Source organism: Streptomyces sp. NA04227 (genome assembly GCF_013364195.1).
GTDB lineage: Bacteria > Actinomycetota > Actinomycetes > Streptomycetales > Streptomycetaceae > Streptomyces.
The window spans coordinates 7,761,988-7,777,282 of record NZ_CP054918.1 but is presented as its reverse complement, the minus strand read 5'-3'; the positions used below and the strand labels follow the sequence as shown (position 1 = coordinate 7,777,282).

The 15,295-nt window shown below is 70.3% G+C and carries 14 protein-coding genes and 1 pseudogene; 11 read left to right on the top strand and 4 right to left on the bottom strand.

All coding sequences use genetic code 11. From position 1 onward, the window contains the following. Positions 1-130 precede the first annotated feature (130 nt). The 7 genes and pseudogenes from HUT18_RS32695 (at position 131) to HUT18_RS32665 (ending at position 9,348) form a co-directional block, all read left to right on the top strand. Positions 131-1,477 carry a tetratricopeptide repeat protein gene (locus HUT18_RS32695; RefSeq protein ID WP_176104114.1) on the top strand — a complete coding sequence of 449 codons (1,347 nt, stop codon included), beginning with the start codon at positions 131-133 and terminating at the stop codon, positions 1,475-1,477. Next, entirely contained in the window at positions 1,474-3,267 is a 1,794-nt protein-coding gene (locus tag HUT18_RS32690) for a sulfite exporter TauE/SafE family protein (RefSeq protein WP_176104113.1), read from the top strand. Before HUT18_RS32695 ends, HUT18_RS32690 begins: the two co-directional genes overlap by 4 nt. A gap of 473 nt (positions 3,268-3,740) precedes the next feature. Then, the gene (locus tag HUT18_RS32685) at positions 3,741-5,105 is read left to right on the top strand and encodes an NAD(P)/FAD-dependent oxidoreductase (protein ID WP_176104112.1); all 1,365 of its coding nucleotides are present in this window, start codon (positions 3,741-3,743) and stop codon (positions 5,103-5,105) included. Between the two features lie 134 nt (positions 5,106-5,239). Continuing rightward, the gene (locus HUT18_RS32680; RefSeq protein ID WP_303246569.1) at positions 5,240-5,941 is read left to right on the top strand and encodes a DUF1365 domain-containing protein; all 702 of its coding nucleotides are present in this window, start codon (positions 5,240-5,242) and stop codon (positions 5,939-5,941) included. 76 nt (positions 5,942-6,017) lie between these two features. After that, positions 6,018-7,205, top strand: a pseudogene (locus HUT18_RS32675) (class I SAM-dependent methyltransferase); the annotation flags it as partial. Continuing rightward, positions 7,202-8,548 (top strand): cyclopropane-fatty-acyl-phospholipid synthase family protein, encoded by a 1,347-nt coding sequence (locus tag HUT18_RS32670; RefSeq protein WP_176104111.1) that lies wholly within the window; start codon positions 7,202-7,204, stop codon positions 8,546-8,548. The pseudogene HUT18_RS32675 and the gene HUT18_RS32670, both read left to right, overlap by 4 nt. Beyond that, positions 8,545-9,348, top strand: coding sequence for a DUF1295 domain-containing protein (locus HUT18_RS32665; RefSeq protein WP_176104110.1), 804 nt, complete (start codon positions 8,545-8,547; stop codon positions 9,346-9,348). The genes HUT18_RS32670 and HUT18_RS32665 overlap by 4 nt, the downstream gene beginning before the upstream one ends. A gap of 24 nt (positions 9,349-9,372) precedes the next feature. On the opposite strand, the gene HUT18_RS32660 is transcribed toward HUT18_RS32665, so the two are convergent. From HUT18_RS32660 to HUT18_RS32645, 4 genes are all read right to left on the bottom strand, one after another. Next, the gene (locus tag HUT18_RS32660) at positions 9,373-10,125 is read right to left on the bottom strand and encodes an anti-sigma factor (protein ID WP_176104109.1); all 753 of its coding nucleotides are present in this window, start codon (positions 10,123-10,125) and stop codon (positions 9,373-9,375) included. Then, positions 10,122-10,706: a sigma-70 family RNA polymerase sigma factor gene (locus tag HUT18_RS32655; RefSeq protein WP_176104108.1), complete on the bottom strand. Its 585-nt coding sequence runs from the start codon at positions 10,704-10,706 to the stop codon at positions 10,122-10,124. Before HUT18_RS32655 ends, HUT18_RS32660 begins: the two co-directional genes overlap by 4 nt. A gap of 224 nt (positions 10,707-10,930) precedes the next feature. Beyond that, positions 10,931-11,773, bottom strand: coding sequence for a DUF4394 domain-containing protein (locus HUT18_RS32650; RefSeq protein ID WP_176104107.1), 843 nt, complete (start codon positions 11,771-11,773; stop codon positions 10,931-10,933). 204 nt (positions 11,774-11,977) lie between these two features. Next, entirely contained in the window at positions 11,978-12,271 is a 294-nt protein-coding gene (locus HUT18_RS32645; protein WP_176104106.1) for a chaplin, read from the bottom strand. 350 nt (positions 12,272-12,621) lie between these two features. Here HUT18_RS32645 and HUT18_RS32640 point away from each other — a divergent pair, with 350 nt between their 5' ends. The 4 genes from HUT18_RS32640 to HUT18_RS32625 all read left to right on the top strand — a co-directional run bounded on the left by HUT18_RS32640 (position 12,622) and on the right by HUT18_RS32625 (position 15,278). Next, positions 12,622-13,404 carry a ferritin-like domain-containing protein gene (locus HUT18_RS32640; RefSeq protein WP_176104105.1) on the top strand — a complete coding sequence of 261 codons (783 nt, stop codon included), beginning with the start codon at positions 12,622-12,624 and terminating at the stop codon, positions 13,402-13,404. Further along, positions 13,401-14,222 (top strand): ferritin-like domain-containing protein, encoded by an 822-nt coding sequence (locus HUT18_RS32635; protein ID WP_254878905.1) that lies wholly within the window; start codon positions 13,401-13,403, stop codon positions 14,220-14,222. The genes HUT18_RS32640 and HUT18_RS32635 overlap by 4 nt, the downstream gene beginning before the upstream one ends. 90 nt (positions 14,223-14,312) lie before the next feature. Further along, a complete protein-coding gene (locus tag HUT18_RS32630; RefSeq protein ID WP_176104104.1) occupies positions 14,313-14,729 on the top strand; it encodes a cupredoxin domain-containing protein in 417 nt (138 codons plus the stop codon). A 60-nt stretch (positions 14,730-14,789) separates the two neighbouring features. Next, positions 14,790-15,278, top strand: coding sequence for a hypothetical protein (locus HUT18_RS32625; RefSeq protein ID WP_176104103.1), 489 nt, complete (start codon positions 14,790-14,792; stop codon positions 15,276-15,278). Positions 15,279-15,295 lie beyond the last annotated feature (17 nt).

Sequence of the window (15,295 nt, the reverse complement as noted above, 5' to 3'; positions counted from 1 at the left end):
TCCGGCCCTGTTGGGCGCGGCCTTGACGGTCGCGCCCAACAGGGCTTCCCGGCTACCGCCGTTGCTCTCACTTTCCGTATCGAGCACTGATACCGAGCACTGACATCGAGTACTGACAGGAAGGGACCCTGTGCCCAGGCCGACCGACGATTCGGCACCCGTGCCACCTGGCCGCAGACGACTGCGCAACGCGGCTGTCGCCCTTGCTCTGGGCGTCGCCCTGTTCGCCACCGGGGCTGTGCTCCTGTCCCCCGACGACTCCTCCGGGGGCGGCCGGGCAACTTCGGCCGGAGGCAGTACGGCAGCGGCCCGAGGGTCGGTCGCGGCCCTCAGAGAGCGCGTGAGCCAAGTGCCCGGAGACTGGTCCGGCTGGGCCGGTCTGGGCATGGCCTACGTGCAGGAGGCGCGTTCCACCGCCGACCCCGCCACGTATACGCGTGCGGAGAGTGCGCTGCGGAAATCGCTGAAGTTGCAGCCCGAGGACAACTACCAGGCCGAGGCCGGCATGGGCGCTCTCGCCGCCGCCCGCCACGATTTCGATCAGGCTCTGTACTGGGCGAAGCGGGCCACCGCGACGAACCCGTCCGGTCCCACGGGCTACGGCGTCCTCGCGGATGCCTACACGCAGTTGGGGCGGTACGAGGCCTCCTACCGTGCCGTGCAGCGCATGGTCGACCTGCGTCCGGACGCCGCCTCGCTGGCTCGCGCCTCCTACTCCTGGGAGCTGCGCGGCGACACCGCGCAGGCCCGCACTCTGATGCGACGGGCACTGCGAGCTGCCCCGACTCCGGCGGAGCGGGCGTTCGCCTACGTCCACCTGGCCGCGCTTGCCCAGGACACGGGTGATGCCCGCACGGCGCTCCGGCACGCCGAGGCGGGTCTGGACATGTCGCCGGGCGACCCCGCCCTGTTGGAGGCCCGCGCCCGCGCGCATGCGGCGCTGGGAAACACCGCGCAGGCGGTGAGCGACTACAACGCCGCCGTGAGCGTTGCGCCGCTGCCTCAGTTTCTGCTCGGCCTCGGCGAACTCCAGCAGTCACTGGGGCACCGGAAGCAGGCCGAGGACCAGTACGAGGTACTGCGTGCTCAGGACGCCACGCGCCGCGCGGGCAAGGGCGTGGCGGACGTCGACGCCGTCCTCTTCGAAGCCGACCACGGCAGCCCGCGCCGCGCCGTCACGATGGGAAGGGACGCGGTGCGAGACAGACCCTTCATCGCCGTCCACGACGCCTACGGCTGGGCCCTGCACCGTGCGGGCCGTCACCGCGAAGCGCTCGTCCAGGCCGACAAGGCCCTGGAACTGGGCACCCGCAGCGCGCTCTTCCACTACCACCGCGGGATGATCCACCGTTCCCTCGGCGACATGAGCGCAGCACGCCAGGACCTCAGGCAGGCCCTGGACATCGACCCGCACTTCCACCCGCTGCACGCCGACCGAGCTCGTTCCGTGCTCAGCGGAAGCGACGCCGCCCGATGAACCTGTCCCCGCGCCGCTCCTTGTCCTGTCTGGCCGCGGCTTTCTTCGTCTGCGCGGGCGCCGTTGCGGCGGCGCCCGCCGCCGAGGCGCACCCGCTGGGCAACTTCACGGTCAACCACTACACCGGGCTGACCTTCCACCCCGGCCGCGTCGACGCTCTGGTCGTCGTCGACCGGGCCGAGATCGCCGCCGCCCAGGAGCGCCCTGTCGTCGACCGTGACCACAGCGGCCGCATCGACGACGCGGAAGCCCGCTCGTACGCGCGCAAGAGCTGCGAGAAACTCGCCGACCAACTCAAGGTGAGCATCGCGCACCACCCCGTTTCCTGGACTCGGACTCGCACCTCATTGACGTTCCCGGCGGGCGAGGCCGGGCTGAGGACGAGCAGACTTCAGTGCGCACTCACCTCCAAGGCCCGCCTGCCCCTCCCGTCGGAAGTGGCGGTGCACACCGCATACGACAGCCGGCGCATCGGCTGGCGTGAGATCACCGCCCGCGGCGAGGACGTCCGCGTGACCGACTCCGATGTCCCCGCCCGCTCCCTCACCCACGAGCTCCGTCGCTACCCGTCCGACCCGCTGGCCGACGCCCTGGACCAGAAGTCCGCCCACCTGCGCGTCGAAGCCGGAGCGGGAAGTCCCGCCGCCGCCGTGGAGAGCACGCTTTCCCAGGCAGGGCCGGTGGGAGAGGCGCTGGGTCGTGTCACCGGCTTCTTCAACTCGCTGGTCGGCAGTCGTGAACTCACGGTCCCGGTCGGGTTGCTCGCCCTGCTCCTTGCCGTGGTTCTGGGCGCCTCGCACGCGTTGCTTCCCGGGCACGGCAAGACCATCATGGCTGCCTACCTCGCCGGGCGCCGGGGAACTCCCCGCGACGCCGTGACCGTAGGTGCCACCGTCACCTTCACCCACACCGCAGGCGTACTCGCCCTCGGCATCGTCCTGCCCCTGACCACCCACCTGGCCGGGGAAACCGTCCTCACCTGGCTCGGACTGGCGAGCGGGCTCATCGTCACCGTCATCGGCCTGTGGCTGTTGCGCTGTGCGCTGCTGCAGCGGCCCGCTCCGCATGGCCACCATCACCACCACGGTCCTCACCCTCACCACCATGGCCATCACCACGGCGGCCATCACCATCACGCCGGCCACACGCATCACCACAGCCACGGACCCGATGGTTCACACAGCCACCCGCACCCCCAGGGCGAACCGCACGATTCGGCATCCCACCTTGCAGAGCCGAACGAGCCCCATGACCACGACCACGCCCACGGGTCGGCCCATGGGCACCGGCCACCAGCGGACGCTCTGCCGCTCGGCCCGCAGTCGGCGGACCACATGGTGAAGGGGAGCACGAGCCCTGTACTGACCGCACCCCCGCGCAGCGCCACCCCCCACACCCACACCCATGCCTCGGACGGGCACGTTCACCCGGAGTCAGGAAGCCGTGCGGCCGGGACGCAACGATCCGGGCTGATCGGTATGGGCATCGCCGGGGGGCTCGTGCCGAGCCCCACCGCGCTCGTCGTCCTGCTCGGCGCCATCGCTCTGGGCCGTACGGCCTTCGGGGTGCTGCTGGTCCTTTCCTACGGCCTCGGCATGGCCGCCACCCTCACCCTCGCGGGCCTGCTCCTGGTCCGTCTCCGCGATCGGGTCGAAGCCCGTCTGCGCGGCACTGCGGACACCCGTACCGCGCTGCTGCGGTTCCTCGCCCGCTACGGACCTGTGGGTACCTCGCTTCTGGTCCTGCTCGTGGGCCTCGGCATTACGGTGCGAGCCGCTGCCGGGCCCTAGTGAGCAGCCCCGCAGCGCCAACGGTACGACCGCCTGCTTGCGCGGCGAGGGGTGGTCGGGCATCGATGCCCTGGGCCCGCCGTCGACGCGTACCTCGACCTTGCTGATGCCGCGCTGCTGTGCCCGGGCGACTCCGGCAACGGGCGCTGTTCTGGTGCGAGTTCGGCGACAGCCAGCGCGGCGAGTGCCGACAGCAGAGCGCTGAGCGCACCGAGTCCGCGGCTCAGGAGGCGGTTATGCCCCTCGGCGGCAGGAACACCTGCCCTGCCGGGGGGCCGCCGTCGCATCGTTGCGTCGCTCCTCGCTCACGCGGGGTGTTCGGCACTCAGCTCCTCCAGCTCGTCCCGGATTGTTCCGGCGGCGATTTCTTGTGATCGGCCGCGAAGCCCCCCACAGACCCATCCGCGGCGGCGTCTGCTTCGAATCGCATACAGGCCCAGACGGGTTCCCGGACGCGAGGGGAGGCAAGGGGTATGCCCAGCGGCAAGCGGCGGATCGCGGTGATCGGCAGCGGGATCGCGGGATTGACCGCCGCGTACATCCTCGCGAAGGAACACGACGTCACCCTCTACGAGGCCGACGGCCGTCTCGGCGGGCATGCCCACACTCATGAACTGACGTCCTCGGACGGCGGCGTGCACCTCGTGGACTCGGGGTTCATCGTGCACAACCGGCGTACCTATCCGAACCTGCTGCGGCTGTTCGCGGAGCTGGACGTGGACACGCAGCCCTCGGAGATGAGCATGTCCGTGAGCTGCGAGGGCTGCGGGCTGCAGTACGCGGGGGCGCTGGGACTACCCGGCGTTTTCGCCCAGCCCGCGAACCTGGGCAATCCCCGGTTCCTTCGGATGCTCGCGGAGGTGCCGCGCTTCCACCGGGCCGCTCGCAGGCTGCTGGGAGCGGCACCCGCCGCCGGGGAGATCCCCGCCGCAGGCGGAAGGTCACGCGAGAGGCCGCCCGCCTCTGCGGACACACACGCCGCGGCCTCCGGGAGCGCCCCGGAAGGGGGCGACCGCACATTGAGTGAGTTCCTTACGGAGCACCGTTTCTCCCCCTACTTCGTCTCGCACTTCGCGACGCCCCTCGTCTCCTGTGTCTGGTCCTGCGACACCGCGACGGCCCGCCGTTATCCGGCCCGCTACCTCTTCGCCTTCCTCGAACACCACGGGATGCTGTCGGTCAGTGGCTCGCCGCAATGGCGCACGGTCACCGGCGGGTCCCGGACCTACGTGGAGAGGATCGCCAAGGAGGTCGACGCTGTCCGCCCCGCTTCGCCTGTGCGCGCCGTGGTCCGGCACTGGGACGGCGTCGAGGTGGTCACCGGTGACGGCGCGAGGGAGCAGTACGACTCGGTGGTGCTGGCCACCCATCCACGCCAGGCCCTGCGCATGCTGGCCCGTCCCACGGCCCGGGAGTGGCGCGTGCTCGGCACCCTGGAGTACGCGCCCAACACCGCGGTGCTCCACACCGACACCGAGCTGCTGCCCGGTGCCGTGCGCGCCCGTGCCTCGTGGAACTATCTGCTGCCGTCCTGCGAGGCGGGCAGGGACCGGGTACGCGTCAGCTACGACATGAACCGGCTGCAGCGACTCGACTCCCCCGAGACCTTCGTGGTCACGCTCGGCGGTGAGCAACGCGTGCGGCCGGAGCAGGTGCTCGCCCGTATGCACTACGAACACCCCATCTACACACCGGAGTCGGTGGCCGCACAGCGCGAACTTCCTTCGCTGGGCGATGCCAGGCTGGTGTTCGCCGGTGCCTACCACGGCTGGGGTTTCCACGAGGACGGCTGCCGATCAGGGGCGGAAGCAGCCCGGCGGCTGGGGGTGCCGTGGTGACCGGCATCTTCGCCCGGAGCCACGGGCCCCGCCGTACTGCGCGTACCGGTCCGCGTGCCGGCCCGCGCGCCGCAGGCTCAGCGGCACCCGGACCGGAGACGGACCGGACGGTCGTACCCGCGCTGTACTCTTGCGTGGTCACCCATGTGCGCACCCTGCCCGTGCGACACCGCATGCGGCACCGCACATATCTGTGGCTGATCGACGCCGACCGGCCGCCCCGGCCGCGTTGGCCGCTCGGCGCGCTCGCCCGGTTCGACGCCCGCGATCACTTCGGGCCCGGCACGACCTCGCTGCGCGCGGGCCTTGAAGCGTTCCTGGCCGCCCGCGGCGTGGACCTCGCGGGTGGACGCGTCCTGATGCTCGCTCACGCCCGGGTGCTCGGCTTCGTCTTCAACCCGCTGACCGTCTACTGGTGCCACGCGCCCGACGGAACACTGCGCTGTGTGGTGGCGGAGGTCCACAACACCTACGGACAGCGGCACTGCTATCTCCTGCGGCCCGGCCCGGACGGTACGGCCCACGCGCGCAAGGAGTTCTACGTCTCGCCGTTCTTCCCGGTCGACGGGTCGTACCGGATGCGGCTGCCGGAGCCGGGCGAGCGCCTCGACCTGACGGTCCGTCTGGAGCGCGCGGGAGGCGTTCCGTTCATTGCCCGGGTGTGGGGCGAGCGGCGAGCGGTCACCCCGGCCGCCCTGCTGCGCCTGGCTGTCCGGCACCCTCTGTCCACCCTGGCCGTTGCCGCGGCGATCCGTGTGCACGGCATCAGGCTGTATCTGCGCGGTCTGCCGGTCCGCGAGCGCCCCGCGCACCGGCCGCAGAAAGGAATGCGATGAGCTCGTACGTCCCCCTCGCCCCTCGTCGGCCCGCCCCCGGTACGCGACGGGCGAAGGGCCGGGAACACCTCCGCTCCCGGCCGCTTCGGCACCGCGCACCGCGCTCGCCCGGGCCGTCGTGGGGCGCGCGCTGGAACGGTTGCCGCTGACCGTACGCCCGGCCGGGGAACCGGAGTTCGGGCTCGGGGGCCCCGAGCTGCGCCTGCACCGTCCGGACGATCTGTACCGCCGCATCGGCGCAGAGGGTCTGATCGGCTTCGGCGAGTCCTACCTGGCCCGGGACTGGGACGCCCCCGACCTCCCCGCAGTACTCGCTGTGCTCGCCGACCACGCGACGACTCTCGTCCCGCCTTCTCTGCAACGGTTGCGGGGCCTGTGGGCACCCCGGCACCCGTCGCAGAGCCGCAATACGCCGACGGCTGCCCGCGCCAACATCAGCCACCACTACGACCTGTCGAACGACCTGTTCGCCCTGTTCCTGGACGAGACCCTCACCTACTCCAGCGCGGTGTTCCCCTCACTGCCTGCCAGTTGGCCCGACCTCGCCGCCGCTCAGCGGCACAAGATCGACCTGCTGCTCGATCTCGCCGAGGTCGGTTCGGGAACACGGGTCCTGGAGATCGGCACCGGATGGGGCGAGCTCGCCCTGCGTGCCGCTCGGCGCGGCGCGCACGTCACCACCCTGACCCTGTCCACCGAACAGCGCTCCGTGGCCCGCCGACGGGCAGCCTCATCCGGCGTTTCCTCATTGGTCGACGTCCAACTGTGCGACTACCGGGAAGCCACCGGCCGCTACGACGCCGTCCTGAGTGTGGAAATGATCGAGGCAGTCGGCGAAGAGTTCTGGCCACGCTACTTCACCGTCGTCGACCAGCGGCTGGCCCCCGGCGGCCGGGCCGCGCTGCAGACGATCACCATGCCGCACGACCGGCTTCGTGCCACCCGGCGCACCCACACCTGGATCCAGAAGTACATCTTCCCCGGTGGTCTCATCCCCTCCGTCCGGGCGGTCCGGGACATCACCGAGCGGCACACCGCGCTGCGCCTGAGCCACCGCGACCGGTACGGGCCGCACTACGCCGAAACCCTGCGCCTGTGGCGCGAACGCTTCACCGGACACCGCGAGCAGGTGCACACGCTCGGCTTCGACGACTCCTTCTCCCGGATGTGGACCTTCTACCTCGCCTACTGCGAAGCCGGATTCCGGTCCGGATACCTCGACGTGCAACAACTCCTCCTCACCAAGTCAGGAGCGCGCCGATGACCGTCACCCGCACCGCACCGACCGCGACGACCACGGCGGCACGCCTCGCCCTGCTCGCCGAGCACCTCCTCGGCGAGCCGCTGCCCGTACAGCTGAAGGCCTGGGACGACAGCCGGTACGGGCCCCCGGAAAGTCCGGTCCTGTACATCCGCAGCCGTCTCGCCCTGCGCAGACTGCTGTGGCAGCCCGGCGAACTCGGCCTCGCCGAGGGCTACATCAGCGGCGAGATCGACGTGGAGGGGGACCTGAAGGAGGCGCTGCGGCTCGTACGCCGGGCGGTGCACCGGAGGGAGCCGAACCGCAGGGGGCCGTCGCCCGCCGCGCTGGCACGCGTGCTGCCGGTGCTGGTCGGGATGGGTGCGGCGGGCTTGTCTCCCGCCGCACCCGGCTCACGTGCCCGGCTCAAGGGCCCCCTGCACAGCAGAGCCAGGGACCGTGCCGCGATCGGTCATCACTACGACCTGTCCAACGCGTTCTACCAACTGCTGCTCGACGAGACCATGGCGTACTCCTGCGGCTACTGGACCAGCGAACGCGCCGGGTACACCGGGGTCGACGCACAGCACGACAAGCTCGAACTCATCTGCCGCAAACTGGCGTTGGGCCCTGGCAGCCGCCTTCTGGACATCGGCTGCGGCTGGGGTGCGCTCGCCCTGCACGCCGCCGGTCGTCACGGTGTACGCGTCACCGCGGTCACGCTGTCCGCGCAGCAGGCCGCCCACCTCGAAGACCGGGTGCGGGCTCAGGGCCTGACCGGTCATGTGGAGGTGGAGTGCCACGACTACCGGGACATCCGGCCCGGACAGTACGACGCCGTCGCGAGTATCGAGATGGGTGAACACGTCGGCGACGCGCGCTATCCCGCCTTCGCCAGGGCTCTGTACGAGCGGGTGCGGCCCGGCGGGAGGGTTTTGGTGCAGCAGATGTCCCGCGGCGCATCGGCCCCGGGCGGGGGCGCGTTCATCGAGAGGTACATCGCACCGGACATGCACATGCGGCCGTTGGGCAGGACGGTCTGCCTGCTGGAGGACGCCGGTCTCGAGGTGTGCGCGGTCCAGTCGCTGCGCGAGCACTATGTCCGCACCGTCGAGGAATGGCGACGCACCCTTGAGTCCCGGCGGGCGCGGTTCGCAGATCTTGTCGGGGAGGAGACGACCCGTGTCTGGCAGTTGTACCTCGCCGGAGGCGCACTGGCCTTCGAAGAGGGCCGGATGGGCGTCGACCAGATCCTCGCGGTGCGACGCGAACAGGACGGCGGCAGTGGAATGCCCCCAACTTGCCGCGCATGGTACGAGGACCGTGGCCCGCTCGATCCTGACGCCGGGCACGGGAGCGCGTCATGAACGACTATCCATGGGAACAGTTCGCCCTGGGGCTGGCGCCGTCGGCCGGGGCGGCACTGACCGTGATGCTCGTGACCTTCGCGGTGGCCGTGCGACAGGGAACCCATCGACTGGCCGACGTGGCGTGGGGCGTGGGCTTCACCGCCGTGGCCGTCGTCTCCTGCGCGTGCGCGGCGGGCACGGGCGACCCGGCCGGCCGTTTCCTGGTCACCGCGCTGACGGCGGTGTGGGGCCTTCGTCTTGCCGCGCACATCGCCCGCCGGGGCCGGGGGCACGGCGAGGACCCACGGTACGAGCGGCTGCTCGCCAAGGCGCCCGGCAGCCGGAGCGCCTATGCGTTGCGCATGGTCTACCTGCTCCAGGGCGCTCTGGTTTGGCTCGTCTCGCTGCCGGTGCAGGCCGCCATGTATCTGCCGGACGGACCCGGACCGTGGGCTGCCGCCGGGACCGCGCTGTGGGCGGTGGGACTGTGCTTCGAGGCCGGCGGCGACCACCAGCTCGCGCGTTTCCGGGCTGACCCGAAGAACCGCGGGCGGATCATGGACCGAGGCCTGTGGAAATGGACCCGTCACCCCAACTACTTCGGCGATTTCTGCGTGTGGTGGGGACTGTTCCTGTTCCTCGGGCAGGAACCCGTGGTCGCCGCCGCCGTGGCCGTCTCCCCTCTCGTGATGACGTACTTGCTGACGGCCGGCAGCGGAAAGCGCCTCCTGGAGGAGCACATGGCCGACCGGCCCGGCTACGCCGCCTACGCGGCGCGTACCAGCGGCTTCTTTCCCCGCCCGCCGCGCCGCGGATGACCCGCGGCGCGGCCACCCACGGTTTCAGGCAGGCAACTGCATCACTGCCACCGGGCGGGAGGTCGGCTGCGGTGACCCTCCGGCCGGTTCGACGGTGATCCCCATACCCGTCGCGCTGCCGATACGGCCATCCATCAGCACAGGACGCGCGTTGCCGTTCGCGTCGAGCAGTCCGGCAGGGCGCATCCGACCGCCGTCGTCGAACCACAACTGGTAGACCCGTCCGCCTTCCGGGCGCGGCAGCCCGTCGGCCGCGAACACCGCCCTGTCCCGCTCACGCGACACCACCACGGTGACACCGGCGCCGCCTGCCAGGCGTGCGGACCGGGCGGTGGCATCCGGTGCGCCGAGTACCGCGGCGACGGACTGGGCGTCGTCCCGCGCTCTGGCGGACTCGTTCTGGGCCTCTTCCGCCCTGTCGTACTGCCACACCGCCACCCCGCCCAGGCTCGCCGCGGCGGCAAGAGAGGCAGCCAGGGCGTACCGCAGCAGCCGCTGCCCGCGTGCCACACGGAGCGCCGACGGCTGCACGCCGACGGTGACCGGCGGAGCCTGGCGGACCTTGGTCGCGGCGTCCAGAACTCGCTCCCGCATGGCAGGCGGAGGCACAAGGGACACTGCCATCCCGAGACGCCCAGCGGTGGCGCGCAGTTCGCGCACCTCTTGAGCACACGCCTCGCAGTCGGCGAGGTGCCGTTCGAAAGCCGCGTATTCGTCATCGTCCAGCGCGTGCAGCGCGTAGGCGCCGGTGAGCGTGTGCAGATCGGCAGTACTCATGCCGTCACCCCCAGGCAGTCGCGCAGCCGGATGAGCCCGTCGCGCAGGCGAGTCTTCACGGTGCCCAGCGGCACCGACAGGAGTTCGGCGACCTCCCGGTACGTCAATCCCCGGTAATAGGCGAGCGTCACCGACTCGCGCTGAATCTCTGTCAGCGTGCGGACACAGCGGCGCACCTGCTCACGGTCCAGTCGTGCCTCGACCTGCTCCACGACGTCGTCGAAAGCAGGCATCCGTTCCAGGAGAGCGGCACGCTGCTCCCGGTCCGTGGCTGCCTGGGCGGCGCGCACCCGGTCGACGGCGCGACGGTGGCCGAGAGTCAGGACCCAGGTCATGACACCGCCCTTCTCCGCCCGGTACCGGGCAGCGGTACGCCACACCTCCACCAGCACCTCCTGGGCGACTTCCTCGGACTGCGCGGGGTCGCGCAGCACACTGCGCACGAGGCCGAGGACCGGTCCGCTCACCGCGTCGTACAGCGACGCGAAGGCATCGTGGTCTCCGCCCGCGACGCGGTGCATCAGCTCCTGCAGATCCGGCCCGGGTTCGGGAGCCCCGCGCAGTCGGACAGCTTCTTTCACCCTCTGATCCTCCAGGACGATCGACGACTCCATGGGATGTTCGGAGCCGTCGGCCTCACGGATTGGTCCGCTTCGGGATGCGTTCGAGCCGCACCAGCACCGAGCCCCCGGTCAGATGGCTCTACCGGGGGCTCAGGCCGTGTCCTCCGGGGGTGAGGAGACGGCAAGGACATCGCTGGGCGAGCCACTGCGGCCCGCCCGGCGCCGACGCGGAGGACTGCCTCTTAATCCTGGTCGAGAGGGAGGGCGACGTCGAAGACCTGGTGGTCGGAGGGGAAGGCGCCGACGTCGGTGGCTGCCCCGGTGAGCGGGTTGACCTCGTAGAAGCGGTAGGAGTCGTTGGTGGAGAGGGCGGCGAAGCCTCGGTTGCTGCCGTCCTTGGGTGAGAAGTAGATGTCGAAGCCCGCACTGGGGCCGGCGTCGACCCCGAGGTTTCCGGTGGGGGCGAGGGTGCCGGCGTTGGCGGGGGACTGCAGTGAGACACGGTCGTTGGCGGTGTCGATGTCGAACAGACTCGTGGCTGTGGCCGCGTCGAGGTCGTTGTTGGTGTAGGCGGCGCCGGTCACCCCGAGGGCCGTGGACGGCGGCATGGTCGGATTGGTGAGCACGCCGTCGGTGACGGTGCCGTCGGTGGCGGCGCCGACGTTGTGGCGCAGGTTCTGTCCGGTGTCGCTGATGATCCGCAGCCGGTCGGCGGCCGGGTTGAAGTCCACGCCGAAGGCGGTGCCCTCAAGGGCGACACTCAGTTGCGAGACCTTCGTCGCCTCGGCGTTGCCGGTACTCAGTGTGTAGACGCCGCCCGCGTCGCCGACCCCGTAGAGCCGACCGTTCTGGACGCGGTAGTCGATACCGACCAGCTTTGTGTCGCCCTTCAGGCCGTCCACTGTTCCGATCGAGGTGACCGAGCCGCGTCCGTCGGCGCGGAACTGCACCAGGCGCTGGTCGCCGGTCAGCCCGGTCACCTTCAGAACCTTGTGGCCGTCACTGTGGTCGGGGCCTGCGGCCAGCGCGGGTGTGGCGGTGGACAGGGCAGCGGTGACCGCCACCGCGAGGACTGCCTTGCGCATGAAGTCTCCAGAGGAGTCGAGGCGCCCGCTCGGCCGGGGCGCCACCCATACGACAAGAGACAGCCATCCGTCCTCCCCGGCACATCGAGTGCGGCTATACGGCGGCATCGGCCGCGCACGGGGCGGCGGTTACCGGATAACAGAAACCTGGGCTGGTACCCGGCATTACGGGTACCAGCCCAGGCTCACAACGGAGGTGCCGCGTCAGCCGCGGTAGTCCTTGCCCAGGTGGCCGTTGTCGTGCTTGTCGTGACCGTCGCCGTTGACGCAGACGTTGCCGAACGTCGGGTTGAGCGCACCGACGATGTTGACGCTGTTGCCGCAGACGTTGATCGGGACATGGATCGGGACCTGGACGACATTGCCGGACAGCACGCCCGGCGAGTGCGACGCGTAGCCCTCGGCATCAGCATTCGCGGAGGCGGCCGAGGCGGCGCCGCCGATCAGTGCCGCGCTCGCTGCGACGACAAGGCCCGCGCTCTTGATCACACGAAACATCTCTTGACTCCGATTCCCTTGGACTGGCTGACCGCCGGTCGGATCCCGCTACCGGCCCGCGGCGCAGGCTGTGGCCTGTCAGCTCTGTATGTGCCGCGCCCCGAAGGCGGAATCGCGGTGTGCCGTCCATGACCACTCCTCTGGACGAGCAACAAAGGCCAGGAGGACCTGGGGCCAGTTGAGGGAAGCGCAGCGCTTCGTCGCCTCGTGGACGCAATGACCGGTGGCGGTTCCTGACCCCTGGGAGTGGTGCTGCTCGCCCATGCGGACCACTGCGTAGGCGCTGCCCACAAGGAGGGCAAAGGCTCGGTCAGTACTCGTGCCGGCCGGTGCGAGGGAAGGAGCGGAACGTGGGCACGGAACGAATCGACAGCAGGCTGCTCGCAGAGCTGACCGAACAGTCGCAGGACCTCAACGCCGACGCCTTGCGTGTGACGCGCTCGGCTCTGGCGGACTTCACGGAGACCTCGCGGCCCTCAGGGCACGGCTGGTGGCGGCGTGGCGGCGCTCTTGCCGGTGCCGCCGCGGCCCTCGGCGCGCTGGGTACGAGCCGGGCCGTCGCGGCGAGCAAGGACGTCATGGCCCTCCAGACCGCCGCCTCGCTGGAGAACCTGGCGGTCGGCGTGTACGAGACCGCTGCCGGGCTGCCGTTCATCAAGAGCGGCAACAAGACGGTGCTCGCGTTCATCGAGAAGACGACCGCTCAGCACAGGGAGCACGGCAAGGCGTTCAACGCCGCCGTCGTCAAGGCGGGCGGCAAGGAACAGAACAAGCCCGACCCGAAGTACGACGCGGTGGTGAAGAAGCAGCTGCCGTCGATCAAGACGTCTGCGGATGTGGTCAAGCTCGCCCTCACGTTGGAGGACGTGGCCGCGCAGACCTACACCAAGAACATCAGCCAGGTCTCCGACACCAGTCTGCGTCAGCTCTTCGCCTCGGTCGCGCCGGTGGAGGCGCAGCACCGGGCGACGCTGCTCGCGGTCCAGGCACTGCTTGCCGGTGGCCAGGAAGACCTGATCGCGATTCCCACGGACGTGGCGAAGCTGCCCGCGGCCATCGGCAAGGTCGGTTTCCCCGATGCCTTCTACCCCACCAAGGACGCCTCGCCGGTCAGTGAAGGAGCCGTGAAATGAACGCCGAGCGCGACTTCGAACTGCCCATCAGCGAACGAGAGTTGTCCAGCCTGACCAAAGGCATGGACGAAGCTCACCGCGCCACACTGCCCGGCATGAATGCCGCGGCACATCAACTCTCCCTGGAACTGCGCGAGGCCGCGGAAACCGGGCCCGGCGCCGAGGAGCAGCGGCCCCGCCTCGTGGGGCGGCGACGGCTGCTCGCCGCAGGGGGCGGCGTCGCGGCCGCTCTGGCACTCGCCGCGTGCGGAGACGACGACGGCGACAAGGCGGAGTCCAGCCCCACCGAATCAGCCACCGGGAAGGCCAGCAGGTACACCGGTGACCTGAAGGTGGTGGCTCTGGCCGCTGCTCTGGAGAACCAGGCGGTGGAGGCGTATCAGGCGGCACTGAAGGCGGCCGAGGCGGGCAAGCTGGGCAAGGTCCCCCCAGCCGTCGCCACCTTCATCCAGACCGCGATGAGCCAGCACGAGGACCACGCCGAGGCATGGAACAGCGTCCTGTCCAAAGCCGGCAAGCCCACGATCCAGGGCGTGCCCCTGTCGAACCGCGGCGAGGTCACCAAGGCACTGGGCCAGGTCAAGGACGTCCCGGGCGTGGCCAGGCTCGCGCTGACGCTGGAGGACCAGGCGACCCAGACGTACACCTTCGCGGCCGCCAATGTGAAAAGCGCCCAGGGCATCGCCACCGCGGCGACCATCGCCCCGGTCGAGGCCATGCACGCCGCGATCCTCCACTTCGTACTGGGCCAGTACCCCGTACCGGACGACTTCGTGTCCACCAGCAAGGCCGCCAAACCCAGCCTGCTCACCGTCTGAGCGACCCACCACCGCAGCCACTCACCGACCGAGCGGGACCGCCGGGGCCGTACGAACGCCGCGGTCCCGGCCGAACTTCCTGGAGACGACATGAACCCACCGCACCACCACCGCCTTCGGCGGATCCTCGCCCTGGCCGCCTGCCTCCCCCTCTCGCTCACGTTGGCGAGCTGCTCCGACGACGGAGACAGTGGCGGCGACGGCGGCGCCTACCGCACCTCGCCGCCCCCGTCCAAGTCGGCCCCCGCCAGCGAGAAGACCCGGATCACGATCAAGAACTTCACCTTCGAGCCGGACGACCTGACCGTGCGCCCCGGCCAGAAGGTCACGGTGGTCAACGAGGACTCGACCTCGCACACCGTCACCGCCACCGGCGACAAGGCATTCGACACCGGCACCATCGACGCCGGAGAAACCGCGACCTTCACCGCTCCCGACAAGGCCGGCAAGTACGCCTACCTCTGCACCATCCACCAGCAGATGAAGGGCTCACTCACCGTTCGCTGACCGGCGGCCACACCCACGACCCTCCACAACACCGGTACGCAGTCCGGAACGAGGAAGCGCATGTCCTCCACCACCCCACTCCCCGCCCAGCCTTCCCCATCCGCCACGAACCGAGCGGTGCGTGGCGCGGCGCGCGTGCTGGCCGCAGCCGGACTGGCCGTGAACACCTACTTTCACGTCCACCTCGCCGACAACTACGACGTCGTGGAAGCAACCGTCAGCCAGGGGACGCTCTTCAGGCTCGAGGCGGCCCTCACCGCTCTCGCCGCCCTGCTCGTCCTGGTGTGGCGCCGCTGGCCGGGTGACGCCTTCGCCTGGCTGGTCTCGGCGGGCGGCCTCGCACTCCTGCTCGTCTACCGCTACGTCGACGTCGGTGAACTCGGCCCGCTGCCGAACATGTACGAGCCCCTGTGGTTCGACGACAAGAAATGGACCGTCGCCTCGCAAGCCGTGACGATCCTCGCCACCACAGTCCTGCTCCTCACCGGGCGGCATAGGCACCAGCACGAGCGCCGACACGGAAAACACGCACAGCGCCCCTCCCGGTGAGGCGAAACCCGCAGTGC